Source organism: Martelella lutilitoris (genome assembly GCF_005924265.1).
Taxonomy (GTDB): Bacteria; Pseudomonadota; Alphaproteobacteria; order Rhizobiales; family Rhizobiaceae; genus Martelella; species Martelella lutilitoris.
In genome coordinates this window covers 1-25,811 of record NZ_VCLB01000008.1, presented here as the reverse complement: position 1 = coordinate 25,811, position 25,811 = coordinate 1, and the positions used below count along the sequence as shown (strand labels likewise).

Annotated in this window: 33 protein-coding genes; 32 read left to right on the top strand and 1 reads right to left on the bottom strand. The window is 60.6% G+C overall.

All coding sequences use genetic code 11. The features are described 5' to 3' along the window. Positions 1-79: 79 nt before the first annotated feature. The 20 genes from FF124_RS14775 to FF124_RS14680 all read left to right on the top strand — a co-directional run bounded on the left by FF124_RS14775 (position 80) and on the right by FF124_RS14680 (position 14,564). The gene (locus FF124_RS14775; RefSeq protein ID WP_138749260.1) at positions 80-712 is read left to right on the top strand and encodes a P27 family phage terminase small subunit; all 633 of its coding nucleotides are present in this window, start codon (positions 80-82) and stop codon (positions 710-712) included. Continuing rightward, the gene (locus FF124_RS14770; protein ID WP_138749259.1) at positions 678-2,444 is read left to right on the top strand and encodes a terminase large subunit; all 1,767 of its coding nucleotides are present in this window, start codon (positions 678-680) and stop codon (positions 2,442-2,444) included. The genes FF124_RS14775 and FF124_RS14770 overlap by 35 nt, the downstream gene beginning before the upstream one ends. Further along, a complete protein-coding gene (locus FF124_RS14765) occupies positions 2,441-3,667 on the top strand; it encodes a phage portal protein (RefSeq protein ID WP_138749258.1) in 1,227 nt (408 codons plus the stop codon). The genes FF124_RS14770 and FF124_RS14765 overlap by 4 nt, the downstream gene beginning before the upstream one ends. Positions 3,668-3,669: 2 nt before the next feature. Next, entirely contained in the window at positions 3,670-4,257 is a 588-nt protein-coding gene (locus FF124_RS14760; protein WP_210237479.1) for an HK97 family phage prohead protease, read from the top strand. Between the two features lie 55 nt (positions 4,258-4,312). Beyond that, complete coding sequence (locus FF124_RS14755; RefSeq protein ID WP_138749256.1) at positions 4,313-5,584, top strand: phage major capsid protein; 1,272 nt, start codon at positions 4,313-4,315, stop codon at positions 5,582-5,584. A 63-nt stretch (positions 5,585-5,647) separates the two neighbouring features. Then, the gene (locus tag FF124_RS14750) at positions 5,648-5,827 is read left to right on the top strand and encodes a hypothetical protein (RefSeq protein WP_138749255.1); all 180 of its coding nucleotides are present in this window, start codon (positions 5,648-5,650) and stop codon (positions 5,825-5,827) included. Next, the gene (locus tag FF124_RS14745; RefSeq protein ID WP_138749254.1) at positions 5,824-6,402 is read left to right on the top strand and encodes a head-tail connector protein; all 579 of its coding nucleotides are present in this window, start codon (positions 5,824-5,826) and stop codon (positions 6,400-6,402) included. The genes FF124_RS14750 and FF124_RS14745 overlap by 4 nt, the downstream gene beginning before the upstream one ends. A gap of 11 nt (positions 6,403-6,413) precedes the next feature. After that, positions 6,414-6,686, top strand: coding sequence for a hypothetical protein (locus FF124_RS14740; protein WP_138749253.1), 273 nt, complete (start codon positions 6,414-6,416; stop codon positions 6,684-6,686). A gap of 3 nt (positions 6,687-6,689) precedes the next feature. Further along, on the top strand, positions 6,690-6,872 hold the full coding sequence (locus FF124_RS14735) for a hypothetical protein (protein ID WP_138749252.1): 183 nt from the start codon (positions 6,690-6,692) through the stop codon (positions 6,870-6,872). Beyond that, entirely contained in the window at positions 6,853-7,215 is a 363-nt protein-coding gene (locus FF124_RS14730) for a head-tail adaptor protein (RefSeq protein WP_138749251.1), read from the top strand. Before FF124_RS14735 ends, FF124_RS14730 begins: the two co-directional genes overlap by 20 nt. After that, positions 7,215-7,646: an HK97-gp10 family putative phage morphogenesis protein gene (locus FF124_RS14725; protein WP_138749250.1), complete on the top strand. Its 432-nt coding sequence runs from the start codon at positions 7,215-7,217 to the stop codon at positions 7,644-7,646. The genes FF124_RS14730 and FF124_RS14725 overlap by 1 nt, the downstream gene beginning before the upstream one ends. Beyond that, the gene (locus FF124_RS14720) at positions 7,646-8,173 is read left to right on the top strand and encodes a DUF3168 domain-containing protein (protein ID WP_138749249.1); all 528 of its coding nucleotides are present in this window, start codon (positions 7,646-7,648) and stop codon (positions 8,171-8,173) included. Before FF124_RS14725 ends, FF124_RS14720 begins: the two co-directional genes overlap by 1 nt. A 73-nt stretch (positions 8,174-8,246) precedes the next feature. Beyond that, positions 8,247-8,696 (top strand): phage tail tube protein, encoded by a 450-nt coding sequence (locus tag FF124_RS14715; protein WP_138749248.1) that lies wholly within the window; start codon positions 8,247-8,249, stop codon positions 8,694-8,696. Beyond that, complete coding sequence (locus FF124_RS14710; RefSeq protein ID WP_246072467.1) at positions 8,696-9,022, top strand: gene transfer agent family protein; 327 nt, start codon at positions 8,696-8,698, stop codon at positions 9,020-9,022. The genes FF124_RS14715 and FF124_RS14710 overlap by 1 nt, the downstream gene beginning before the upstream one ends. Positions 9,023-9,075: 53 nt before the next feature. Then, complete coding sequence (locus tag FF124_RS14705) at positions 9,076-9,267, top strand: hypothetical protein (protein ID WP_138749247.1); 192 nt, start codon at positions 9,076-9,078, stop codon at positions 9,265-9,267. Then, the gene (locus FF124_RS14700; RefSeq protein WP_138749246.1) at positions 9,268-12,390 is read left to right on the top strand and encodes a tape measure protein; all 3,123 of its coding nucleotides are present in this window, start codon (positions 9,268-9,270) and stop codon (positions 12,388-12,390) included. Continuing rightward, positions 12,390-12,737: a phage tail protein gene (locus tag FF124_RS14695; protein WP_138749245.1), complete on the top strand. Its 348-nt coding sequence runs from the start codon at positions 12,390-12,392 to the stop codon at positions 12,735-12,737. The genes FF124_RS14700 and FF124_RS14695 overlap by 1 nt, the downstream gene beginning before the upstream one ends. Beyond that, positions 12,734-13,102 (top strand): spike base protein, RCAP_Rcc01079 family, encoded by a 369-nt coding sequence (locus tag FF124_RS20825; protein WP_246072465.1) that lies wholly within the window; start codon positions 12,734-12,736, stop codon positions 13,100-13,102. Before FF124_RS14695 ends, FF124_RS20825 begins: the two co-directional genes overlap by 4 nt. After that, positions 13,099-13,854, top strand: a complete 756-nt coding sequence (locus FF124_RS14685; protein ID WP_138749244.1) for a phage minor tail protein L — start codon at positions 13,099-13,101, stop codon at positions 13,852-13,854. The genes FF124_RS20825 and FF124_RS14685 overlap by 4 nt, the downstream gene beginning before the upstream one ends. A 14-nt stretch (positions 13,855-13,868) precedes the next feature. Continuing rightward, positions 13,869-14,564, top strand: coding sequence for an NlpC/P60 family protein (locus FF124_RS14680; RefSeq protein ID WP_138749243.1), 696 nt, complete (start codon positions 13,869-13,871; stop codon positions 14,562-14,564). On the opposite strand, the gene FF124_RS14675 is transcribed toward FF124_RS14680, so the two are convergent. Beyond that, on the bottom strand, positions 14,536-14,952 hold the full coding sequence (locus tag FF124_RS14675) for a hypothetical protein (protein WP_138749242.1): 417 nt from the start codon (positions 14,950-14,952) through the stop codon (positions 14,536-14,538). The two genes, FF124_RS14680 and FF124_RS14675, sit on opposite strands and share 29 nt — an antisense overlap. A 76-nt stretch (positions 14,953-15,028) precedes the next feature. On the opposite strand from FF124_RS14675, the gene FF124_RS14670 reads away from it, so the two are divergent. From FF124_RS14670 to FF124_RS21055, 12 genes are all read left to right on the top strand, one after another. After that, positions 15,029-15,625: a tail assembly protein gene (locus FF124_RS14670; RefSeq protein WP_138749241.1), complete on the top strand. Its 597-nt coding sequence runs from the start codon at positions 15,029-15,031 to the stop codon at positions 15,623-15,625. 18 nt (positions 15,626-15,643) lie between these two features. Then, positions 15,644-18,841, top strand: a complete 3,198-nt coding sequence (locus FF124_RS14665; RefSeq protein ID WP_138749240.1) for a TipJ family phage tail tip protein — start codon at positions 15,644-15,646, stop codon at positions 18,839-18,841. Next, the gene (locus FF124_RS14660) at positions 18,838-19,692 is read left to right on the top strand and encodes a hypothetical protein (protein WP_138749239.1); all 855 of its coding nucleotides are present in this window, start codon (positions 18,838-18,840) and stop codon (positions 19,690-19,692) included. Before FF124_RS14665 ends, FF124_RS14660 begins: the two co-directional genes overlap by 4 nt. Then, on the top strand, positions 19,692-20,336 hold the full coding sequence (locus tag FF124_RS14655) for an XkdW family protein (RefSeq protein WP_138749238.1): 645 nt from the start codon (positions 19,692-19,694) through the stop codon (positions 20,334-20,336). The genes FF124_RS14660 and FF124_RS14655 overlap by 1 nt, the downstream gene beginning before the upstream one ends. 4 nt (positions 20,337-20,340) lie before the next feature. After that, positions 20,341-20,607 carry a hypothetical protein gene (locus tag FF124_RS14650; protein ID WP_138749237.1) on the top strand — a complete coding sequence of 89 codons (267 nt, stop codon included), beginning with the start codon at positions 20,341-20,343 and terminating at the stop codon, positions 20,605-20,607. A gap of 3 nt (positions 20,608-20,610) precedes the next feature. Next, a complete protein-coding gene (locus FF124_RS14645; RefSeq protein ID WP_138749236.1) occupies positions 20,611-21,696 on the top strand; it encodes a hypothetical protein in 1,086 nt (361 codons plus the stop codon). After that, the gene (locus FF124_RS14640; protein ID WP_138749235.1) at positions 21,689-22,021 is read left to right on the top strand and encodes a hypothetical protein; all 333 of its coding nucleotides are present in this window, start codon (positions 21,689-21,691) and stop codon (positions 22,019-22,021) included. The genes FF124_RS14645 and FF124_RS14640 overlap by 8 nt, the downstream gene beginning before the upstream one ends. A 60-nt stretch (positions 22,022-22,081) precedes the next feature. Beyond that, a complete protein-coding gene (locus FF124_RS14635; RefSeq protein WP_138749234.1) occupies positions 22,082-23,026 on the top strand; it encodes a glycoside hydrolase family protein in 945 nt (314 codons plus the stop codon). Continuing rightward, the gene (locus FF124_RS14630; protein WP_138749233.1) at positions 23,023-23,445 is read left to right on the top strand and encodes a hypothetical protein; all 423 of its coding nucleotides are present in this window, start codon (positions 23,023-23,025) and stop codon (positions 23,443-23,445) included. Before FF124_RS14635 ends, FF124_RS14630 begins: the two co-directional genes overlap by 4 nt. 12 nt (positions 23,446-23,457) lie before the next feature. Next, the gene (locus tag FF124_RS14625) at positions 23,458-23,781 is read left to right on the top strand and encodes an aminoacyltransferase (protein WP_138749232.1); all 324 of its coding nucleotides are present in this window, start codon (positions 23,458-23,460) and stop codon (positions 23,779-23,781) included. 427 nt (positions 23,782-24,208) lie between these two features. Then, positions 24,209-24,898 (top strand): dCTP deaminase domain-containing protein, encoded by a 690-nt coding sequence (locus FF124_RS14620; RefSeq protein ID WP_187326953.1) that lies wholly within the window; start codon positions 24,209-24,211, stop codon positions 24,896-24,898. Positions 24,899-24,942: 44 nt separating this feature from the next. Then, positions 24,943-25,431: a dCTP deaminase gene (locus FF124_RS21055; RefSeq protein WP_138749230.1), complete on the top strand. Its 489-nt coding sequence runs from the start codon at positions 24,943-24,945 to the stop codon at positions 25,429-25,431. Positions 25,432-25,811: the final 380 nt, after the last annotated feature.

Below are 25,811 nucleotides of genomic sequence, written 5' to 3'. Positions count from 1 at the left end.
ATAACTTTTTTTTCTGTACCGGTGAGGGCCGGGCTTTCCGGCCTTCGCCCGTGCATGTCTGAAGGATGGCGATCTCACCATGGGCAGGCGCAAAGACAATCCGCTCGAGCAGGCGGCGAAGGGGTTTCCTGGTCGCCGCAAGGGCAAAGTCGAGAAAGAGATCGAGGCGGTTGTGACATCGGTCGATGATGATGCCGCGCGAAGCGGCGACCCGTTTCCCTTGCCGGCGCTGTTTCGGAAACAGCCGGCCTATTGGAAGCATGCCATCGGGCTCTGGCGTGAGCTTTCGGTGGTTCTCGCGGCGACCGGGCGACGCAAGCCCGCCTATCGGGCAGCACTCACGCGCTATTGCATCTGGACCCAGCTTTACATGACCACGGCCGAACAACTGCGGCGCGATCTGCCGCGCGGCGGCACGACGGTGAAGGTCAAGAAAGGCGATGGCAACGAGGTCTATCGCACGCATCCGGGGCTTGAGTTCATGGCGAAAGCCGAAACGCAGCTTCGGTTGCTCGACAGCGAGTTCGGCCTGACGCCGATGCGCGATCAGGACTTGATGAAACTCGAAACCTTCAATGCAGGGCAGGGCAGGTTGCCGTTCGATCAGCCGTCCGGCGGCGGTCGGGAACGTGGCGACGACGCGGCCGACCCGGATCCCATGGGGATTATGAACGACGATGGACGCCTCCCTCCCGGTATCAAGCCCAACTGAACCGCTGCCAGACTGGATCACCTGCCACGCCGATGACGAAACCTATGAATGGGCGCGCTCCGGATGGCAGCGCGCCGCCACCATTCCGGGTGCATGGTTCGATGCCGACAAGGCCGATCGCATTGTCGAGCGCTGGCCGCGCATCTTCAGGCTGACCGATGACCGGTTCGCCGGCATCGCGTTCAAGCTTTTGCCCTGGCAGGAAATTACAGTTCGACTGCTGGTCGGCTGGAAAAAGCCGGTCGAGATCATCGATCCGGAAACGCATTCGCAGACGATCGCCTATGTCAGGATCTTCCGCCGGCTCGATCTCTGGATCCCGCGTAAGAACGGCAAGTCGGAATTTCTCGCCGCGCTGGCGGTGCTGTTCTTCGTACTTGAGAAGATCCAGGGTGCGCAGGCTTACGTGTTTGCCCGTGATGAGGACCAGGCGCTCATCCCGTTCAACAAGATGGTGCAGATCATCGAAGCGGCGGATGGGCTGAAGGAAGACAGGCACGGCAACGAGCGGATCACCATCAACGCCCGGAGCATCTATCTTCGGGAAACGTCGTCTCTCTGCCAGCTTCTGACGGGGTCGACAAAGGGCAAACACGGCAAATCGCCCACAGTGACGGTCGGGGACGAAATCCACGAGTGGAAATCGACCGAGATTGCCGACACGCTTCGGCAGGGTACTGGCGCCCGGCTTCAGCCGATCGAGCTTTTTGCCTCGACGGCAGGGCGGCGCGAGAACCGCGTCGGCTATGAGTGGTTTCAGGAATCCCTGTCGATCATGCGCGGCGAGATCGATGATCCGTCCACGCTGGTTGTCTATTTCGGGATCGACGATGAAGACGACTGGACCGAGGAGACGATCTGGCGAAAGGCCAATCCCAGCCTTGGCCTGACGCCAACGCTCGATTATCTGCGCACCGAGTTTCGCAAAGCCAAAGGCCGGCCGGCGCAGGAAGCAATCTTTCAGTGCTACCACCTCAACCGCTGGGTCGATCAGATCGGCGGCTGGCTGCCGCGTTCGAAATGGCAGGCGTGCACGGCTGACGCCAAGTCCTGGCCGCGTCTTTGGGAAGAAAACAAGGGCCGTCGCGCGTTCCTGGCCTTCGACGTGTCGTCGGTGAACGACCTGACCGCGCTTGTTGCGATCCTGCCGCCCGATGCCGACAACGACAAATGGGTTGTCATTCCTCGGTTCTGGGTGCCGGAAGAAACTCTTGAGCGGCGTGCGCAGGAAGACAAGCGCGTCAACTGGAATGCCTGGGTGAAGTCGGGCGCACTGGAGACGACGCCGGGTGATTTTGTCGATCTCAATTTCCTGATGCGGGCGATATTCGATGCCGGCGCTCATTTTGCGGTCGAGCGGATCGGCTACGACCCGTGGGGCACGAGCAAGCTGATCGGGGATCTTCAGCACGAGGGGCTCGATGCCGAGCTGCTGGTGGATATGCGCCAGACGACGGCCAACCTCAGTGCTCCGACAAAGGAATTCGAGCGGCTCGTGTTTGCCCAGGATATCGAGCACGGCGGCCATCCGGTTCTCGGCTGGATGGCAGGGCATTGTTCGGTACGCTTCGACGTGAACCTCAACTACGTGCCGGACAAGAAGCACTCACTCGACAAAATCGACGGTGTTGTCGCCACGGTCATGGGGATCGGGCTTGCGATGACGGATGAAGAACCGGAGCCGGCTTCCCCCTGGGATGATCCGGACTACACGCTGGTGAAGCAATCATGAGACTATTCGGTCGAAAGGCCAGACATGACGTTCGCGCGGCGAATATCGAAGACCCGACCGTCAAGGTCAGCGCTGCAAACTTCCTTGAGTTCTTCGGCATCAAGTCGGGGAACCTGCCTTCGGTGTCTGTCGAAAGCGCGATGCGGGTGCCCGCCTTTTCGGCGGCCGTCACCTTCCTGTCGGGCAGTCTTGCGAACCTGCCGCTGCATGCGTTCCGATCCGGCAAGGACGGCGCGACGCAGATGCAGGGTGGCATTCAGACGCTTCTGAACGAAGCGCCGAACCCGCAATGGACCAGCTACAGCTGGCGGGAATATTGCTGGTCTCAGGTGTTCACCTCCGGGCGTTCGCTCTCGTGGATCGAACGGGCCGGGCGCTCGGTGGTTGCCATCTGGCCGATGGAGCCGGGCAAGGTGACCATCCGGAGAACCGGCGGGCGTATCAGCTATTCCTATGAGGGCAAAAGCTATGATGCGCAGGACGTGATCGACATCGCCTTCTTGAGAAAAGCGGACATGATCTCGTCTTATGCGCCGGTCGCCACAGGACGGAACGCGATCCAGCTCGCGCTCGCGATGAACGAATACGGTTCGAACTTCTTTGCCAATGGCGGCATTCCGCCGCTTGCTCTGACAGGACCGATGCCGACTGGCGCGGCGGCCATGAAACGGGCGAAAGAGGACATCGACCGTGCCATCGATTATGCGCGCGAGTTCGGCGACAGCTTCTTTTCCATTCCGCCGGGATATGAGCTCAAACAGGTCGGTTTCGATCCGGCCAAGGGGCAGATGACCGAAGCGCGCCGGTTCCAGATTGAGGAAATCGCCCGGCTGTTCAACCTGCCGCCTCTCTTTTTGCAGGATCTGACCCATGCCACGCTGAACAATTCCGAGCAGCAGGACCTGCACCTGGTGAAGCATGTGATTGCCCAATGGGCGCGCAACTTCGAACAGGAAATCAATCTCAAACTGTTCGGCCCGAGGCGGACCACGCGCTATGCGGAACATAATCTCGATGCGCTGATGCGCGGCGATTTCAAGAGCCGCATCGAAGGTCTGGCGCGCGGTGTCCAGTCGGGCATCCTGACGCCGAACGAAGCGCGCGAGAAGGAAAACCGGCCGAACAAGCCGAACGGGGACACGCTCTATATTCAGGGTGCGACCGTCCCGCTCGGCACGGTCTCCAGGAGCCCGGCGCCGGGCGAACCAACCACCGGAGAATGACCATGACGCTGCTTAAGCGAGCGGTCGCCCGCCGTCCCGAGATCCGGGCGGACGGCGACACGAAGACGGCTGTCGGTTATGCGGCGCTGTTTAACAGTGACGCCGATATCGGCGGCCTATTTGTCGAGCGCATCGCCCCGGGAGCCTTTGCCGAAACCCTGAGGAAATCCGATGTGCGGGCGCTGATCGACCATGATCCCGGTCGCGTCATCGGCCGGAGTTCGGCGAACACGCTGCGCCTCACCGAGGATGACAAGGGGCTTCGCGTCGAAATCGATCTGCCGGACACGACGGACGGGCGCGACCTCGCGGTCCTGCTGGAGCGCGGCGATATCTCCGGCATGTCGTTCGGCTTTTATGTCGTCAAACAGGAATGGGACGAAACGGTCGAGCCGTGGAAACGGACGATCATTGCGGCCGATCTCATGGAAGTGAGCGCCGTGGCTTTTCCCGCTTACGACGACACCCAGCTTGCAATGCGCGATCTCGAAGCAGCGAAACGAGATCGCGCCCGAACCAATTTTCATGCGGCCGCGCGACGGTTGCGGATGAAAGCCACCCTCGATCTCAGATCGCGGAGTAAGGCGTAAGGCGGGCCGCCAAGCGCCGAATAACCTCTCTGAAAATCAGGAATGGAGCACAGACATGATCCAGCGGATCAAAGAGCTGCGGCAGCGGCAGGAAACCATTGCCGAAGAGGCCCGCGAACGTCTCAACCAGATCAACGACAACACCGATGAAGCCCGAGCGGCGGAACTGGAAACCGCGCACGATACGGCTATGGCCGAATATGACAGGCTCGAAAAGCAGATCCAGCGCGAGGAACGCCAGCTCGAAATCGAGAAAAGCGCGGAAGAGCGCCGCGCCCGCAACCGCCCGACCGGAGATGACACCGAGACGCGCGGTGCAGGCGGCGATGATCCGACGCCGGAATACCGCGAGGTGTTCTCCCGTGTGATCTGCGGCACGGCGATCGTGGATCTGACGCCCGAGGAACGCAACGTCCTGAAGACCGGCGCCGCGCGGTTCGAAAACCGCGCCCAGACCACCGGCAGCAATGCCGCCGGCGGCTATACGGTTCCGACCGAACTCCACGGCGAGATCATCAAGGTGATGAAGATGTGGGGGCCGATGTACGATGAAGACGTGGCCACGGTCATGAACACGGCAAGCGGCAATCCGATCCAGGTGCCGACCGTCGATGATACCGACAACGAAGCGGATCCGCATACCGAGGGTGAAGAGCTGCCCGACGATGGCAGCGGCGATGTCGAGTTCGGGCAGAAGCTTCTGAATGCCTATGTCTACAACACGCCTTTCGTCCGCTGGTCTTTCGAGCTCGACACGGACGGCATCGCCAACATGGAATCCTTCCTCGGCTTTCTGATCGGCGAACGCCTCGGCCGTATCGCCAACCGCCAGCTGACCATCGGCACGGGGACAAATGCCCCGAACGGCATTCTGACGGCATCCGGGCAGGGACTGATTGCAGCGGCCGCCGGTAGTCTGAAATTCGATGAGATCATGGAGCTGGAGCATTCGGTTGATCCTGCCTACCGGACCAGTCCGAAAGTCCGCTACATGTTCAACGACAACACGCTTTTGGCCATTCGCAAGCTGAAGGATGGTGACGGCAACTATCTCTGGCAGAAGGGCGATGTCCAGGCAGGGATCCCGGCCAACTTTAACGGCCGCAAATACTCGATCAATCAGGCGATGCCGGATATCGGCGCCGGCGCGAAACCCATGCTGTTCGGCGACTTCTCCCGGTATTTCGTCCGCAAGGTCGGTGCGCCTGTCGTCGGCGTGATGCGCGAGCGCTTCTGGCCCGACATGGGCATTGCGGGCCTGATCCGCTTCGACGGCGAGCTGGGTGACGTCAATGCCGTGAAGCACCTGAAAATGAAGGCTTCCTGATCGCGAGGCTGAAACGGCAGGCGCAGCGAAGCGCCTGCCCATTTTCTCCGAGGGAGACCATCCATGGAAATCAAGATGCTGGCCGGCTATGCCGGGCCTGACTATATCCTTGCGCCCGGAGAGCGTCGGCGTTTCCCCAAAGATCAGGCCGTAAGGCTGATCGATGCCGGATTGGCGGTTCCGGTGACCGAGGCGAACCCGAGCAAGGCCGTCAAAGGCCCGGCGCCGGAGATCCGCCAATGAGCCGGTTGGGTTGGACCGAGCCGGTTGTCATTGCGCCAGCGGAAGATGAGGCGATCACCCTGGAGGCTGCGAAAGAGCAGCTTACGGTCGATTTTGACGACGATGACGGTTCTATCAGTCGGTTGATCGCTGCCGCCCGCGATCATGTCGAACAGGTCGCCGGACTGGTTGTTGTGCGGAAAACCGTCACGCTTCACTGTCATGGCTTCGAAGACTTCGCCCGCTTGCCGGTCGGGCCGGTCAAAGAGGTCAAAGCCGTGCGTTACATTGATCCGGCTGGCGGTGAAACCACCCTTGACGCCGCCGCCTATGAAACGCGGCTCGATGGGCTTCGCGCTTCCATTGTCGCAGCGCCTAGAAGAGGGTGGCCTGCCATCATGCCGGGATCACGCATCGCGGTGGATCTTGTCGTCGGCTTTGACGAAGCGCCGGCCGCCGTCTGTCAGGCCATGCTGCTTCTGATCGGGACCTGGTACCGCAATCGCGAACAGGTGATCACCGGCACGATCACGGCCGAGCTGCCGGATAGCTCCGGCTTCTGGTCTTTGCTCAGCAACTACCGGCTCAATGCCTGAAAGGAAACGCTATGAGCTTTGAGCGCGAAACGTTCGAAGGCAACCTTGGCACGTTCGGCTTCAAGGGCAGGGTGCTCGATCTCAACGCGGGCGATGTGCCGCTCGGATCCGAGGTGAAAGCGATCGTCCTTCTGTCGGCGGGTGATGTTGCCTATCGCCCGGCCGGCGAGGAAGAGGGTGTGATTCCGTTTGTCGGCATGGCGGCCGGCTTCATCCCCCCGCATGTTCCGGGGTTGGTAATAGCTTCGGGTACGTCCGCGACCGTCGCGACGATCGAGGATTGATCGATGGTTCGGATTGTTTTCGACAAGCCGTTTCGCTGGTCGCCGCCGGAAAGGCCAAAGATCACGATCGCCTATCGCGCGGGCGGCGAATACAACGTCCGGGCTGCTTGCGCCGATGATGCAGTGAGCGCTGGCGCTGCCCGGCGAAGAGACGCGGAGGCCGAACATGGCACGACCGGCGACTAGCGGCGGACAATTGCGGTCCAGGCTGCATTTCCAGAAGCGGATCGTCGCCGATGACGGCTATGGCAACGAAGTCGCCGGACCTTTCGAGACCGTGTTTACCCGCCGTGCGCAGATGATCGCGCGCAATGGCACCGAAACCGTGATGGCCGCACGCCTCCAGGGCGTCCAGCCCTACACGGTGCGCATCCGATACAGTGCCGAAGCGGCGGCGGTCACGGCAGACTGGCGCATCATGGATGCCCGCAAGCCGGGCAGGGTGTTCGCGATCACGGCGCCGCCGGTCAATGTCGATGACGAAAACAGGTGGATCGAGATGATGGTTTCGGAAGGCGAGCCGAGCTGATGGCTCGACGCTCGACCATTCTCGGCCGCGCCGCCCTTGAGCGGAAATTGAAGCGGATGCCGGTTGTTGCCAAAAAACTGATCCGGCGCGCGATGGAGCAGTCGGCCGACGAAATCGTCGCCTTGATGAGAAGTCTTGCGCCGGTCGACAGCGGCGCGCTTCGCGATAGCATCGGCTGGACTTGGGGGCGTGCGCCATCCGGCTCGATCATTGCGGCCACGGTGAAATCCTCGCTCGGCTCCGAACTGACCATCACGATCTATGCCGGCGATGATGAAGCGTTCTGGGCGCGGTGGGTCGAATTCGGCCGACAGGACATGCCGGCTCAACCCTATTTCTATGTGTCCTATCGGGCCAAGCGTCGCCGCGTGAAATCACGGATATCCCGCTCGCTCACAAAGGCGGCAAAACAGGTCGCGGCAGGTGGCTGATGGATCCAAACTATGAACTGACCAGGGTGGTCATCAACAGGTTGAAGCGCGACGTTTCGGTTTCCGGTTTCGTTGCTGCGCGCGTCTTCGATCGCGTGCCTGCGGAGCCAAAGCCGGCCTTTCCCTATATCTCCATGGGACCGAGCGACAGCCTGCAGGACGATGCCGAGTGCATCATGGGAGAGGAAATCAGCTTCCAGATCGACTGCTGGTCGGAAGGTGACGGTGAAGCCTATGGATCGGCCGAGGTGAAAAAGCTCGCCGGCGCCGTGAAGCGTTGTCTGCACGGTGCTGAAGTCACGGTCATCGATCGAGAACCGTTTGAGCGCTACCGCGCGGAAGACAGCGCTTCGGGCATAAGGCTCTATCCCTCGGTGGTGATGGACTTCTGTTCCGGCCTTTCTCTCAGCCCTATTGAAACGGGAAACGTGACGATCGACCATCGCATCACCCGGATCCTCCGCGAGCCGAACGGCATAACCAACCATGCCGCCCTGTCGTTCACGGCCTTTGTCGAGATCGACTGAACCCACCCCGACAATCTGAAATCTGCAATCGCCATCCGTCGTCTGCGGTGGCGGAACACTGGAGCTATGGAAAATGGCAGAAGCAAAAACCACGACCTTCGGCAAACTTCTGATCAAGCTGGGTGACGGCGCCGATCCGGAAGTCTTCGCCCAGCCTTGCGGGATGACGTCGAAGTCGCTGACCTTTTCGAAGAATACCGGCGAAACGCTGGTGGTCGACTGTGACGATGAAGATCAGGTGACCTGGCTGGAGCGCAACGCCGAAAGCCTCTCGGCCTCGGTCTCCGGCGACGGCGTTCTGGCTGCAACGTCGATCCAGCCCTGGTGGGAGGCGTTCGCCAGTACCGAGGCGATCAACTGCGAGCTTTCCATCCAGTACTCGACCGGCACCATGAAATGGACAGGGCCCTTCCATCTGACCAGCTTCGAGATCAGCGGCGAGAAGAGCGGGGATCCGAAGGTAAAGTCGGCCATTCAGATGGATTCGGCCGGCGCCATCGAAAACGAGTGGGTCGCGGCCTGATGCGTGATGCCCGGATCGAACAGCCCTTTGGCGATGGGATCTATCCCTTCCGCCTTGGCTACGGACAGATCACCGAACTGCAGGAAAAGTGCGATTGCGGCCCGATGCGGCTGCTTTCGCGCTTGCAGTCCGGCGAATGGAAGATCGAGGACGTCTTCGAGACCGTGCGCATCGGTCTGATCGGCGGCGGGATGGAGCCGAAAGAGGCGCTGAAACTTGCCGGCCGGTATGTGAAGGATCGGCCGCCGCTCGAAAATCACCCGCTCGCCCTGGCAATCGTGTTCGCCGGTCTGGCCGGCGCCCCGGATGAAACCGTGGGGGAGTGAAAAGCGCTGGCGCTGAAGGACGTCTTGACGATCTTCCGAACGGCAAGATCCGCATGGCGAAAATCTACGGTGCTGGCGCGGCTATGGGCTTTTCCCCGCAACAGGTCGACGCCATGAGCGTCTGGCAGTTCTCGGCAGCGCTCGACGGCTACATCAAGGCCAATTCGGCAGAAGAGAACGATCAGACAAAGCTGTCGGACGGACAGGCCGAAGAGATATGGGCCTGGCTTCAGGAGCAGAAATAAATGGCCGCCACGGACCTTGAACAGCTTGTCGTGCAGCTTTCCGCTGACTTCAACAAATACGAAAAGCGCCTCGCCAAGGCCAACGGCATCACCAACAAACACCTGAATGCGATCCAGAAGAAGGCGGTTGCCATGGATCGCCGTCTTGAGGGCTTTGGGGCGAACGCGTTTAAGGGGCTGCTCTATTCCACGACGGCTCTCACCTCGGCGCTGTCGGTGCGTGAAGTGGCCCGCTATGCCGATGCCTGGACGGAAGCGAAGAACGCCCTCGCTGTTGCCGGCGTTGTCGGCCAGGATCAGGTTCGAACGCTTGATACGCTCTATCAGAGCGCTCAGAAGAATGCCGCGCCGATCACGGCGCTTGCCGATCTGTTCGGCAAGGCCGCACAGGCCAATGACAATCTTCAGCAGTCGCAGGAACGGCTGCTCAAGTTCACCGACGGGATTGCCACCGCGCTGAAGGTCGAGGGCAAGTCAGCGGCCGAAGCCTCCGGCGCCCTGACGCAGCTCGGGCAGTTGCTCGGCTCGGCCCGTGTCCAGGCCGAGGAATTCAATTCGATCAACGAGGGCGCACGGCCTATTCTGATCGCGGTCGCCAATGGTCTCGATGAAGCTGGCGGCTCGGTTTCCAAGCTGAAGCAGCTGGTCAATGACGGCAAGGTCTCGGGCAGGGAATTCTTCGACGCCTTCATGAAGGGCTTTCCGACCATCGAGACGATGGCCGATAACGCCACGCAGACGATCGCGCAGGGCGTTACGAAGGTGAACAACGCGCTCACCAAATATATCGGCGAGACGGATAGTAGCCTTGGCGCATCCCAGCGGCTGATCTCCGGGCTCAATGCCCTGGCTGACAATTTCGACCAGACGGCGGACACGGTTCTGGCACTTGCAGGCGTGATTGCCGGCGCGCTGGTCGGCCGTTCGATTGCGGGCATGCTGGTCAAGCTCGGCCTTGCCGGCACGGCGCTTACGAAGTTTGCCGCTGCCATGCGCTCGGCCATGGCCGCCGGCAGTCTGTCCACCGCCCTTGGCGGCATGAGTGCGGCGGCCGGGCCGCTTGGCCTGCTGATCGGCGGAACGCTGGTCGGGGCGCTGGCGCTTTATTCCCGGCATTCGCAGGAAGCCGAAGCCCGGACGGAAGCCGTCAATGCCGAACTGGAGCGGCTGGGCCTTGTTGCCGAGGAAGCCGCGCCGAAGCTTGAGGGCGTGACGGAAGCGGCTGAAGGGCTCACCGATGGCGAGATTTATCGCAAGGTGAAGATGCTCGCCGACGAATATGACCGCCTCAGCAATATGGGCGAGGGCTTTCTCGGCTGGTTCCGCGACGATGACGCCCTTGGCGGTATTGTCGACAAGGCAAAGGCACTGACGCACCAGTTTGAACGCGGCTCGGTCGATCTGAATGCCGTCTTCGGTATTCATGACATGGCGCGCGATCTTGAGCGCGGTCGCGTCGGGTTCCAGGACGTCATCAACAAGATGCGGGAGATCCGGGCAACCGAGGTTTCTCAGCCGGTTGCGGATCTGGCCTATCAGGTCGAAAAGACGGCACAGAAGCTCCAGCATGTTGATGGGGCAAAGGCCGCCAGCGAGGTGAATGAGCTGAAGCGCGAGCTTGAAGAAGCCCGCGACAGTCTGCTCGACTTCAGTCAGGCGATGCCGATCTCGCTCGATCAGCGCGAGGCGATTGCTGACATCATTGATGATTTCGACGGAACGAAGGAAGGAGCGGCCGAGGCGCGAAGAGCGCTCGAAACCATGGCCGATGCCAATCCCGATGCGGCTGGCTATGTAGCCAAGCTGGCGCCGATCTTCGGCATGCTGCAGAAGCTTGTCGATAAATCGCGCGAGTTCATGACGATGCTCGATGCCGTCAATGTCAGCACCTCAGGGGGGCTGAGCGACAGCCAGGTGTCGGCGTATGAACAAGGCGGTGACGCCCGCCGCGAAGGCGAAGCGATGTTGCAGATCGGCAAAGACTATGCCGACGAAATCGAACGACAGAACGGGCTGTCCAAAGACCAGCTTGCGCTTGAACGCGAGAAGGCGCGGATCCGGAAAGGGATTGAGGGCGAGGGCGGCTTTCTGCCGGACAACGAGATTGCCCGCCTGGCGCAAAGCTCGCTGGCAGCCAATGCCCGCCGAAGCAGTAGCGGCGGCGGAGGCGGAGGCGGCGACAACGGCTTTGACAATGCTGTTCAGTCGATCCGGGAGCGCACCGCCGCGCTGATGGCCGAGAGGAATGCCCAAACCGCGCTGAACCCGCTGGTCGAGGATTATGGCTTTGCCCTTGAGAAGGCACGGGCTACGCAGGATCTGCTGACGGCCGCCGAAACGGCGGGCTTGAGCGTCGATGCGGATCTTCGGCAAACGATCGAGGATCTAGCGAAGGGTTATGCGGAAGCGGCGGCCGAAGCCGAGAAGGCGGCACGCAAGAACGAGGATCTTCGCCAGTCGGTCGATGACTTCAAGGCCACTGCCAAGGACGTGACCGGCGGCTTTGTCTCGGATCTCGTGAGCGGCGTGAATGCCGCCGATGCCCTCGCCAATGCCCTCGGTCGCGTTGGCGACAAGCTTCTGGATCTTGCGCTGAACGACCTCTTCAATACAGGCGAGCCGGGGCTTGGCAGTTTCTTCACCGCTATTCTCGGCGGCATCGGAAAGGCGGATGGCGGCGCTGTTCATGCGGCGACCGGCGGACGCATCGATGCCACCGGCGGCGGGCGCCTTTCCGGCCCCGGCGGAACGCGCGGTGACAAGATCCCGGCATGGCTCTCCGATGGTGAGTATGTGATCAATGCCAGGGCCGCGGGAAAATACGCGCCCCTGCTTGAGGCGATCAACAATGGCGACGGCCTGAAACTTGCCGATGGCGGCATTGTCCGCCATGCGGCTTTGCCACGCCTGCCGATGAAGGCGCTGCGGTCTGTTCAGTCGCGCGGTGCTGATACAAGCTCGGTGAGCATCGGCGATATCAACGTGACCGTCCCGGATACCACCGATCCGAAGGATGCTGCGGCCATGGGCCGGGAGTTCCGCAAGCAGATCGATGCGGCCATTGACGCGCGGATACAGGAGAACCGTCGCGGACGCGGCATGCTGGCTGGAGGGCCATTCTGATGGCAGACAGGTTCGAACCGCCGAAATGCCCCTCGGTCCAAAGCACGCGGGAAACGGAATTCCGCGTGCTCGAAAGCAGTTTCGGTGAGGGCTATAGCCAAAGATCGGGGGCAGGCCTCAATGCGGAAGGGCTGACATTCAACGCGGTCTGGTCGTCGCTCTCGATCTCGCAGGCCGATCAGATCGAGGCCTTCTTTCGTGGCCTGCGCGGCTTCCATGCCTTTGAATGGAAAGCGCCGCGCGACAAAGCGGCCCGGCTTTATCGCTGCAAGAGCTGGACGCGAGGCTTCCTCGGTAGCGGCCGTGACACGATCACAGCCAAGATCGAAAGGGTGTATGACCTATGAGCACGCTCAAAGTCTATGATGCCACCGGCGTCCAGCGACCGATCTCGGCAGAAACCAATGGCGATGGCGCGCTTAGTCCGCGTCATGGTCTGTCGGACGAAGCCACGGCGCTGATCGAGGCCATTCGGACGGCTGCCGAGATCATCACGCCGGCCCGGCAGCATGCCGCTGTCACGCCCTCCGACGACAATGCCCTGGTCGGCGTGCAATCGCTCTATGTCGGGTTTGGCGGGGCTGTCGCGGTTGAGCTGAGTGGCGTCACCGTGATCTATCACTGCCAGAGCGGCACGCTTCTGCCGGTTGCCGCTCACAAGGTGCTGGCGACGGGCACGACGGCCTCCGAGATCGTGGCGCTGGTCAAATGACGGGATCGCATTATGGCACGATGCTGGTTGTCGAGCAGGCGGGAAACGGCCTGTCGCAGACAGCGCAGGGGCTGGTGAGCGATGATATCATCCACCTCTATGAACTTGATGCCTCCGTCATCGGCGGCGGCATTTATCGCTTTACGTCATCGGCCTTCGAAGAAGCCCCGGCGTCTTTCGGCGGCAATATCTATGCGCCGACGCCGATCGAGACCGATGGCTGGGAGATGTCCTCGCAAGGCACCATGCCGCGTCCGACGCTGAAGGTCGCCAATGTCTCGGGCGTGTTGTCGGCGGTGGTCAACGAGTTTGGCGATCTGGTCGGGGCGACCTTCCGGCGCATCCGCACCTTCCGGCGGTTTCTCGACGGCATGGAGGATGCGGATCCGGACGCGCATTTTCCGATCGATGTCTACCGGATCGAGCAGAAGACCAACCAGAACCGGGTCTATATTGAGTGGGTTTTGGCCGCCGCCATCGATCAACAGGGCAGAAAGCTGCCCGGCCGGCAGGTGATCCAGAGCGCCTGTACGCATACCTATCGCCGCTTCGATCCGGAAACCGGTTCGTTCGACTATTCGAGCGCAACATGCCCTTATGCGGGCTCTGCCTGTTTTGACGCGAAGGGCAATGGGGTTTCGGCGTCTGAGGATCGCTGCAGCAAGCTTTTGCAATCGGGCTGCGTCAAGCGCTTCGACCACGGCGATCTGCCGACCCGAGCCTTTCCCGGCGTTGGCCGGGCAAACACATAGAAAGAAGCACAATCATGTTTGGTGATGATGTCGCCCGGGAGGCCCGGGCGCATGCGCTTGCGGCGTGGCCGGAAGAGGTTTGCGGCGTGGTATCCGGTGGTCGCTATATTCGCGTCGAAAACATCGCGGCAGATCGCGAAAACGGCTTCGAGATGCCGGCCGAGACCTGGCTGAAGTTCGAGCCGGAAGCGGTCATTCACAGTCACAATGCCAAAGTCCATCCGCACTGGCCGTCAAAAGCCGATATGGACAGTCAGATCGCGGCGCATATTCCCTTCGGGATAGTGACCTGCGACGGCGAGGTGACGACGCCCATTCTCTGGTGGGGTGATCATTGTCTGGATGCGCCGCTGACCGGGCGGTCCTTCGTACCGGGCGTGTTCGACTGCTACGGGCTGGTGCGGAGCTGGTACTGGCAGGAACGCGGCATTCGTCTTCCGGACTTCGCCCGCTCGAAGAGCTGGTGGGATGAAGGCGAGAACCTGCTTGCCGACCATTTCGAACAGGCGGGCTTCCGGGCGATCGATGCTTCGGAAGTCCGACCCGGCGATGTGTTCTTCATGCGGCTTGTGTCGAAGGTGCCGTGCCATTCCGGCATTCTGCTGGAAGATGGCCTTTGCCTGCATCATCTCGATGGACGGCTGTCACGGCGTGAACCGATCGGTCCGTGGTTGAAGCGAGTTACGCATTGGCTTTCTTGGTCTTACTAGACTTTTCTTCTTTTTCGACATCGATTTCTTCGAACTTAATGTCGCAGCCTTTTTTGTTCGAGGCGGATTGGATTGCCTCCATTTCACCCTTCAGCCTTGAGACATTGGCGGCCGATTCTCCATCTCCTCCTACGAAGAATATGGCTGGCCAGAAAACTACCATGCCTACAGTCATCGCGACGGCATCCTTTGTAGCTTTGTCGTTCTGAATCCCTATCGCTTCTGCCGATCGCTCTGAAACTCTTGCGGCTTCTTCTTTGAGTTGTGAACATGAGTACTGCATGTAGGGCGTCTCAGAGACGTATGCAGCAGAGATTTGGTTTGGGTTTTTAGCGCACGAAGATGCCCCCACAGCGAGTGCGGCTAGAATTATAACGGTCTTTTTCAACAGAACCTCTCCAAAAGTAAGCGCTATCAATTTCGCGTTTACGTAGCAACTTGTCAATATCCAGAGCTTCCAGCACATGCGACGAAATATCCACCTGCACGGCGATCTCGCACGGCAGTTCGCGCCAGTCTACCAACTCGATGTCGCGAGTGCGGGCGAGGCGGGGCAGGCGCTCGCCGCCGTCGTGCCAGGCTTCCGGCAATATGCGGTGGATCGGAACTTTCGCGTTCTGCGGGGTGATCCGGAGACCGGCATGGCGCTCGGGCCGGATGATCTCGACTTTCATCTCGGGCATGCGGATCTGCATATCGTTCCGGTCATCGCCGGTGCGGGCAATCGCGGGCTTGGCAAGATCATCGCCGGGGTCTTCCTGATCGGGGCGGCCTTCATGTTCCCGGGCGCGATCACCGGCATCGGCATTGGCGGCTCGACCATCGGCGGGGCGATGAAGGGGCTGGGCGTGGCGCTTGCCATGGGCGGGCTTGGTCAGATGCTGTCGCCGGCGCCGAAGATCAGTTCGGATAGCGGCGAGGATCAGTCCTCCTATCTCTTCAGCGGCGGCGCCAATGTCACGACCGAAGGCGGTCCCGTGCCGCTGGTTTATGGTCAAAAATTCCGCGTCAAGCCGGTGCTGATCGCCGCCGGGCTTTCCACCGAAGACGTGGCCATCTGAGTTACCGGATACAATCTCATGCACGATATGCGCATCTCCGGCCGTGGCGGCGGCAAGGGCGGCAAGAGCGGCGGCTCGGGCGGTTACAGCGAGGCGGCGAACACGCTGCGCTCCAAACAGACGCTGCGGCTTCTGTTCCTGGTGAGCGAAGGCGTCACCGGCGGACTGAAGGACGGGGCGAAGTCGATCTTCTTCGATGACGTGCCGGTTCAGAATAGCGACGGCACGTTCAACTTCGAAGGCGGTTCGTTCGAAACCCGCAATGGCTTTCCCGACCAGGCGGCCTTGTCCGGCTTTCCGGCCGTCGAGAACGAACAGGGCGTCGGCGTCGAGATCAAAAAGGATCTGTCGGCAACGCGGGCGATCACCAATCTTGCGGCAACGGCCGTGCGCGTCTCCATCCAGGTGCCGCAACTGATCTTCACCGATCCCGACAATGGCAATGTCAAGGAGAATGCCGTCGATATCGCCATCGATCGCCGCACCGAAGACGGCACATGGAGCCAAGTCCGCAGCGATACGATCTCGGGCAAATGCACCTCGCCCTATGTCCGGGCCTACCGGATCCCGCTTGAGGGGGCCGGGCCCTGGTATATCCGCGTGCGGCGGCTCTCCGACGATGCCAATGGCACGACCTCGAACAACCAGACCTACTGGTCGTCCTATACGGTGATCGAAGACTACCGGCTGACCTATCCCGATAGCGCCGTGATGGGCGTGACGCTCGATGCGGCTGAGTTCGGCGGCGGCGCCATTCCGACGGTCTCGGTCGATTGGGCCGGGATCGAGATTGCCGTGCCGTCGAACTATGATCCGGAGGCGCGGTCCTATGCTGGCGTCTGGGACGGGACATTCAAACGCGCTGTCACGGATAACCCGGCCTGGATCTTTCACGACCTTGTGGTCAATGACCGCTATGGCCTCGGCCAGTATGTTGATGTTGGGCAGGTGTCCAAATGGGCGCTCTACGAGATTGCGCAATACTGCGACGAATTGGTCGATGATGGGTTCGGGGGCACCGAACCGCGCTATACCTTCAATGGCGCCATCACCTCGCGCGATGAGGCGATCAATGTGCTGACGGCCTTTGCCGGCGTCTTCCGAGGCATGGTCTATTGGGGGACGGGTGCTGTCACGGCGGTCTGTGACAAGCCTGCCGATCCCGTCAAGCTGGTAACGCCCGCCAATGTGGTCGACGGCACGTTCAGCTATCAGGGATCGGCGCTCTCGGCCCGCCACACGCAAGTGCTGGTCCGCTGGTTTGATCCGGCCAACAACTATATGCCGGCCATCGAAATTGTCGAGGATGCCGATGCGGTGGCGCGGTATGGCTCGCGTCAGACCGAGATCCAGGCGATCGGATGCTGCTCGCGCGGGCAGGCGCATCGTTACGGGGCATGGCTGCTCGATACAGAACAGAATTCGACCGAGGTCGTGACCTATCGGGCCGGGCTCGATCATGCCGATGTCGCCCCGGGCGACGTGGTGCTGGTCGCCGATCCCTCCTATGCCGGCGTGCGCTATGGCGGGCGTGTGAAGGCGACGTCCGATGATCTGGCCTCGGTCAAGCTCGATGCGCCGGTGACATTGACAGACGGTGATGCCTATACGCTGACCGTGGTCATGCCGGATGGCACGCTTGCCGATCGGGCGGTAACGTCCGGGGCAGGGGAAGTAGAAACGCTTGCCCTGTCCTCGGCCCTGCCGGATCGCCCGGTTGCGGGCGCGATGTGGATCCTGACCGGTTCCGATGCAGCGCCGCGTCCGTTCCGGGTGCTGTCGATCACGGAAAACGACAAGCATCAGTTCGATGTCTCGGCGCTGATCTACGACGCGACCAAATGGGATCGCGTCGAGAAGGGGCTAGAGCTCGAACCGCCATCCTTCTCGACCTATCCGACCGGGCCGCTTCTGGCGCCTTCGGACGTGACGGTCGCGGAATATCTCTATCTTGCCGGCGGCGTGTCCGCCCGTGGCGCCGTTACCATCGGCTGGAGCGCGCCGAATGATACGAGGGCCACGCTCTATGAGGTCCAGTATCAGGGGCAGGGCGGGATATGGCTTGCGGTCGGGGCCACGGAAAGCGTCTCGATCGACCTGCAGGATCTCGATCCGGGGATCTACAGTTTTAGGGTTCGCTCGGTCTTCGCGGCGCTCAATCAACGCTCGCCCTGGGCAACGCTGGATGCGGTCTATCTCGCAAGCGTGTTGTCGCCGCCGGCCAATGTCGAGCGCTTCAACATTGCAGTGATTGGCGATGTCGCCACGCTCACCTGGGCGCCGGTTCAGGCGCTCAATCTGTCGCATTACGTGATCCGCTATTCGCCGGAGCTGACGGGCGTGTCCTGGCGCTCATCCGGCGCCCAGCTCGATCATGTCGATGCGACCAGCGTGCAGATCCCGACGCGGCCGGGCACCTATCTGATCAAGGCGGTGACCCGGCAGGGGGTGGAAAGCCCGCTTGCGACCATGATCCAGACCACGGTTGGCGCCACGCCGATGAATGCGGTCGAGCGCTTTGTCGAACAGCCGGACTGGTCGGGACGTTTTGACGGCTGCCGGGCGGGGGAGCCGGGCTTGCGGCTTGCAGAGCGGCAAGACGGTGGGCTGTTGCCCTCCGGCTCTTACGTCTCGGCGCGCACGATCGATCTTGGCTCGGTCTATACCTCCCGGGTGACGCCGCTTCTGTCGGTCTATGGGCAGGATGTCGATGACACCATGGTCAAATGGCCGGTGCTCAGTGCGCTCGACGGCATTGTCGGGGCGGATGCGTCGAAGTGGAATGCGGTCATGGAGATGCGCACCACGGATGACGATCCGGATGATGCCGGCGCCCGCTGGTCGGACTGGCGGGAAGCGGCAACCGGCGATGTGGCGGCGCGGGCCTATCAGATGCGGCTTTTGCTCTCTTCGGTCGATGACAACATCACGCCGATCGTCGCACGGGCCGAACTGACGGTCGATATGCCCGACAGGATCCTGAGCGGCAACAATCTTGCCGTGCCTGCGCAGGGAAGACGGATCGGCTTTGCCCCGCCTTACTTCGGCCTGACCGGGCTTTCGGTCTCGGCTCAGGGGCTTCGCTTCGGCGACTTCTACGAGATCGCAAACAAGGATGAGAGCGGCTTTGACATCGTGTTCAAGGACCAGTCCGGCACGCCGGTCGAACGCAGTTTCGACTATGTGGCCGCCGGCTACGGAAAGGTGCATGCATGACGCAGTATAACAACGTGACGATCGATCCGACCGTCACCAATGGCTCGCAGCTTGCGGCCAATATCAACAGCTTTCGGGCGGCAAGCCTTACCATGCATAGCGGCGTCGAACGCCCGGCCTATGCCACAGGCGGCACGATGTGGATCAGCACCGCCTCCAAGCCGTGGAAGCTCTTTGTCTTCGACGGGGCGGCCGATGTCGCGATCGGGGAGGTGGATCCGGACGGGCACGGGTTTTTGAGCGCCGGCGGTACCGGCTTCACCAATGACCTGATGACAGCGGGCGATGCGGCGGATGCGAGGAACAAGCTGGGCGCCTATGCCAGAAACGGAGGCACGCTCACCGGCTTTGTCCGGGTGCTCTTCGATGGCGCGACGCTGGCCTCGTTCCAGGCAAGCGGCCAGAACGATGCCCGGATCGAATTCCGCTCCAACAATGGCACAAACAGCTATGTCGAGGTCGGCCAGCGTAGCAATGGCGATGGCTTCATCTGGTCGCGGGGACGGGAATATAGCTTCGGCAGTGACGGCCGGTTCTCGAACGGAAGCTGGAACATCTACACCGACGGCAATATCGGGGGCTCTGTATGGGGCAATTGGGGCAGCAACGATGCCTTTACCGCCATCTCCAACCGGATCGAGAGCCGGGCATCGGCCTATGCCAACAGCCGGGCCGCCGCCGGCGCCCGCGTCCAGCATGACAGCGGCACATACGAGATCGGCACGGTGCAGACGACCGGCAACACGGTCGACTGCCCGGATGGCATGTTCATCACCGGCCTGCGTTGCCAGAACTATGACTGGGCTGTGCGCGAGATCTATGTCCGGGCCAAATATGCGAGGAACCAGTAATGGCGACGATACTCACGCCCGACAGCGCCAATGCGCTTAACCCGGATCTCGATCACGATACGCTCGGCTTTCTTCTGTCGCTGGCCTATCCCGGCTCTGAACCGGGAAAAGTCTTCCGGACCGGTCATATTGTCGATGACGACACCGGCGAGCGCGTTGGTTCGGCCGTGATCCTCGACTGGCAGGTCGAGGCACCCTTTCCGACGCCGAATGATCTCCACGCCATACTCGATGCGCATCGCGATGAAGTTGATGCCTTTGTCGATGAGCGCAAAGCCCATGGCCTGCGCCACGCCGTCGATGCCGAACGGGATCGCCGGATTGCGGCGGGCTTCGTGTTCAACGGCGTTGTCTATCAATCCCGGGCGGAAGACCGGGAGAACATTGCCGGCGCGGCAACGGCCGCTCTCGGCGCCATGATCGATGGTGCTGAGGCCGGCGACTATCGCTGGCATGGTGGCGACAGCGACTTTGTCTGGATCGCCGCCGACAACAGCACGCACAAAATGGATGCCGTGACCCTCTATGCGCTTGGCCAGGCGGCCCTTGCCCACAAACAGGCGCATATCTTTGCCGCCCGGACGCTGAAGGATCTGTCGCCGATCCCGGCTGACTTTGCCGCCGACATCCACTGGCCGGAGTAGCACTATGCCGTCACTGACAATTGGAACAAGCCTCGCGGCCACGCCGCCGCCGGGGCGCGGGCGCTGGTGGGCGTCCGCCGCCTTTCCGGCAACGGATAGAGAGACGGGCCTGACGCTCGGCCCGGCCGCCATTCTGGATTTTGGCGGCAATCGCTATGCGACGATCGAAGGCTGGTGGGAAGTGCCGGCCCATGCAGCGGGTGATGCCGACGGGATCGGCCTGCCGCCGGCCGCCATTCTTGATTTTTCCACTGACAGATATGCGAGGTGAGCCATGCGGAATGCAGGCTTTGCGGAGATGATCGACTTTACCCGACCCGGCTCGGCGACCTATGTCGATGCCGACGGCGTAATCAGGATCGCGGCGGCGAACGTGCCGCGCTTTGACCACACCAACGGGCGGCGGCAATTGCTGCTCGAAGGTCCGGCGACCAACAAGGTGCTGTGCAATAACGCCAACCCGACCGATCTGACCGGGATCGGAGGGTCGGCCGCACCGGCTGTGCTTTCGGTCGTTGACGATACCGCTGCCCTTTCCGCCGCAGGGCTTTCCGAGGTCTGCGCCACCGGCAAAGTCTACAAGCTCGACAATTCCGCCGGAACCGAGGTTGCCTTTGCTGTGGCGGCGGGAAGCGCGGACAACACCGCCGTCCACTCGATCTCGGCTTATCTGCGCGTGGATGCCGGAGAAGCCTATCTGCGGATCAGCGAAGTGGCCAACGGCACGAGGGTCTCCAACACGGCCTATGAGAGGATTACCCTGGACGGACATCCGGCCGTTGCCAATGCGACCTTCAGCGTCCGGGCGGATCCCGGCGCGGTGGTCTACTTCATCCTGCCCCAGTTCGAGCAGTCCGCGGTGACAAGCTCTCCCATCGTCACAAACGGCGGCAGCGCCGTAACCCGGCCGGCCGACAAGGCGCGGCTGAGCGATGCCGTTGCAGCACTCCTGCAGCGCGACAAGGCCTCCATTCTGGTCCGGTTCGAAGCTCTGACCGGCTTTGTCGGCCGCATCGTCGGCGGGGCAAGCTACTATCCCCTGCTTGGCTATTCCGGAACCGATCTCGAGGTCGACCAGACCGCTGTTCTCGCCTCCGGCCTCTCCCAGCCATCGCCGCGTGCCGGCGCTGCCTTCGCGTTCGACAGGGAGAACGACACGATCGGCGGCTCCTACAATGGCAATGCCGTGGTGACGGCAAGCCGGGAGCTTCTGTGCGACACGGCCAGGATCTATCTCGGCCGCGACGAGAACGCGACGACGGCCGACCGCTTTGCCGCCGGCTGGTACGATCAACTGGTGATCTGGCCGTTCCGGATGACCGATGCGGCGCTAGAAGGAAAGGCGATGGCCCATGCGTGATGTGTTTTTGAAGTTCGAAGACCATGCCGAGGCTTTGGCCGCTCTCAATGCAGCCGGGGTGATGGAGCCGCTCGGCTACCGCGATACCGGCCTGCCCACGGGCATGCTGGCGCTCAAGCCCGTGGGCGCGGCCTGCGACGGTCTCGTCTATGCCCCGACCGGCGAGACCGTGACCGACGGCGATGGCATCGCCTATCCGGAGATGGCGGCTGTCGCCGGCTATCACGTCAATCTCCGTCTGGCCGATGGCGTGGCGCTGCCGGCGGAACTGGCGGCCTTCCAGGTCGCGCCGGAGCCGGCAACGCCGGCCGAACGCTTTGCCTGATCGATTGCCGGCCTGATGCAATGCCGGACTGACCGGCGAACAATCCACGGGAAAATGAAAATGGAAATCACCACGGTCTCCGAACCGGGGGCAGCCTTCGTGCGCGGGCACGAGGGCGCGCCCACCGTTGCCTATCTCGATCCGACCGGCACGCCGACGCTCTTTGCCGGCTTCACCATGAACTCGCCCTATTGCCGGCTGGAACTGGCAAAGATCGGGATCACGCGGATCGTCCCCGGCAAGACGACAATCTCGGTTGAGGACGGCGACCGCATCTTCCGCGCCGTGCTCAATCAGGGCTACGCGAAAGAAGTTGTCGCCAACTCGCCGGCGGATCGCACGCAGTATCAGCTCGATGCCGCAACCAGCGCTGCTTATAATCTTGGCGGCCGCGTGGTCAGCAAATGGCGCTTCGGCAAGCTCTGGCGCGCCGGCAAGCTGAAGGCGGCGGCCGATTATCTCGCCACGCATTACAACACTTCCAAGGGCAAGCGACTGCCCGGCCTTGTCCGCCGGCGCAGGGAAGAGGCGCTGCTGTTCGAACAGGGCATCTATACCGGTGTGGATGCCGCCGCGCCCGAAGGCGTTCCGCGAAAGGCTACGGGCACTGAACCGGAAACCGGCGATCCCGTCGTGCGCGATGTCCAGACCATGCTGACGAAACGCGGCTTCGATCCGGGCGCGATCGATGGCTGGTTCGGCGACAAGACAAAGGCGGCGGTGCTGGCCTATCAGATGGCGCATCCGCATCTGAAGAACGACGGTATCATCGGCCCGGCGACCATTGCCCAGCTTCGCCGGGACATGAAGGCCGTGAAGGATGCCGCGCAAAAGTCCGGGGCCTCGGCCGCCGCCACCGGCGCGCTCGCCTGGGCCTCCGGCCTGCCGGTCGGCTGGATCGCCGGGGGCGTTGCGGTTGCTGCCGCGTTGTGGTTCGCCTGGCGCTACCGCGATTTGATCGCGCGCCGGATCAACACGCTGACCGGTCATGAGGTGTGGGTATGATCGGCACGATCCTGACATGGCTTGCGAAGCTGGGGGCGGGCGGTCTTCTCGACCGCGCCGCAGCCCTGATCGAACAGCGGGCCGAACAGGCAAAAGACCGGGAGAAGATAGAGGCCGAACTGACGGCGGAATATCTTCGGCAGGTGGTTGCCGAAACCCGCGAGATGGCGGCGCTCAACAAGGCGAAGTTTGCCGTGCCGTGGTTCTGGCTGTTCGCCGGTTTCTTTCTGGTGCCGCTTGCCGTCTGGTGGGCGGCGATCTGCCTTTACAACATGCTCTGGTGCCCGGACTGCATCTATGCGCAGCCCTGGACGATCGCAGCCTTTCCCGCCCCGCTCGATGCCTGGGCGGGCAACATGATCCAGTGGGTCTTCTATGTCGGCTCGGGCGTTGCCGGGCTGCGCGCAATCATCAAATAACGAGGGCAGGGCATGACGGTCGATCTCGCGCGTCATCTGGGAGAGGTTCAGGGCAAGCTCGATGCCCTGATCCGCAAGGTGGACGAAAACCGCAGCGGTAATGATGAAATCCACGACCGGCTGAACACGGTCGAGCACCAGAACGAACGTCTGCTCGAGCAGAACAGGGCCCTGTCACAGCGCATCGGCGAAACCGAGGAGTTCGTCGCCGAATACCAGAAGATCAAGCAGATCGGCCGAGGCTATATCCTCGGCGCCGCCATGGCCGGGACCGGGTTCGGGGTGTGGCTCTCCGATGGGTTGATGCAGGTGCTTAAGGCGTTGAAGGGTGGGTGAAGATTTGGTCGAGGCATATTGGGGGCAAAGGCGCTACGCTGTTTCGGGTGGCAATATGAATGACAGCATTAGGCCTCCCTTTAGGTCGTTCAGTTGATTATAGCTTCTCCGGAAGCTTTCACGCATGTAGTAAACGCAAGACCAGTAGCTTTGGGCGGCAAGCGGAGTGTTGGCGTCGGGGACTAGGTACAGGACAACCGACTTTCGCTAAGCAGTCGATCTGACCTAGCCGAACGTCAACTTCGAGCCCATTGTGACCAACGCTGCAGGGTGCATGAACGTCCGTTTTAGGTTTTCTAATTCGAGGCAAATCACCACCGCTGACACTGAAAATGACCATCAACGCATCGACAATAGGTGTGATATACACTGGACTCGTATCGTTCCGGCGATTTGGCTATCATCGAGTATTTCAAAAAGAGGTAAAATGACTATCGTATCATTGCAGAACCGGATAACAACGGATTTATCAGAGTTTGAAGCGCTGAAATCATCGGACTCGAGTAAAATTTACTGCCAAGCCGAAAAAATAGAGCAATTCAATATTATTCTTACTCTGGGCGATCAATGGGCGAGCAATGTCTCTCGATCTGATCCTGCGATGTTTATGATAGAATCTGGTGAAATTTCAATTCAGCCGCAAACGTCAGTGGTGGTTGAAGTTCAGGAGAAAATTCATGTTCCATACAACGTGGTCGGGATAATAAGCCAAAAAGGTTCTGCATTTTTGGAGGACGGCCTTATAGTTGCAGCGGGCAAAGTCGATCCGAGTTTCTCAGGTCATCTTCAGCTCCTCATTTTCAATTCAACTAGGTTAACTAAAAAAATAAAGCAGGGAGAGGAACTTGCAAACCTAATGTTTATTCGAACAGACAGCACTATAAAAGCATCTTTATTTCAACATCAACAGTCAGCGAAGTTCAAAGAACGTGGGAGATTTTCGAGGATTATTCGATTCTTTAGTAGAGACCCAAAGTATACATTAAATTTAATCATAACTATATTGACATCTGGAGTTGTCGCTGTCGCTACTATTTATTTTGCAAACAGAACTCCAATATTAAACGATAGAGTTGATATTAAGACTGAGATAGACGCGGAAGGTTCGTCAAAGTGATTATTGTGGGAGAGAATCTCAGGGCGCTTATACTCGGAAATACAATGTGCCCTTTGGAATTGTACGATGGTTCATCAATATTACTCAAGTTAGGTGGTACTGTTTTCGTTCCCTCAAAACAAGAGGGGCGAGTCATTCGTTACGGGCTACACGAGGTTGATGATTTCTATAAAGAAAAAAAACTTGAAGAAGGAGAACTCTTGCTCAGACCAAGTGAATGTGTACTTGCGTGCTCAACGGACCGAATTCATATGCCTGCCGGGTACATGGGATTCATACAAACAAAAGGGACTCTCGCTAGGCTATTCGTAATAACCCATTGCACAGACCCTCAAATTGACTCTGGGTTTAATGGCAAAATAACGTTTGAAATCGTCAATCTATCGCCATTCGAAATAGTCTTACCGGTGGGGTCACCGGTAGCTCAACTTTTTGTTTCAAGAGTCAGCACTGAGAACTTCCCACCGTACAGTGGAAAGTACCGTGACAGCGATATTCCAACACTTCCACGCCCTTTTTCTGCAAGTCAATAGATGCTGCTTTTGTTTGAGCGGCTGGCGGCGGTCATTGATTGATTCCGCCTTTTGCTACGGCTATGCAAGCTTCGCTTGTAGGGGCGCATAGGGCCGCATCCAGTTGTAGCGATTTACGTCATGGCGCAGCAATGCAATTCAGTTTTTAGAAATTGATTAGGCCGGTGAAGCGAACACTTCACCGGCCTTTTTCTCTGCCCGGGTCCCGGGCGGCCTGCAGCCCGCAAGGCTGCAAACGACGGGCATCAGTCGCCAAACCTAGGCGGTGTGGACGGATTGCCGCAGTTTGAAGAAATGGGATTCCCCGGCTGAGCGTTGTCTGATTCATGGGATGTCGACTGATTGGAGGTCGACATGAGCACGAAGATGACAGAGGACGA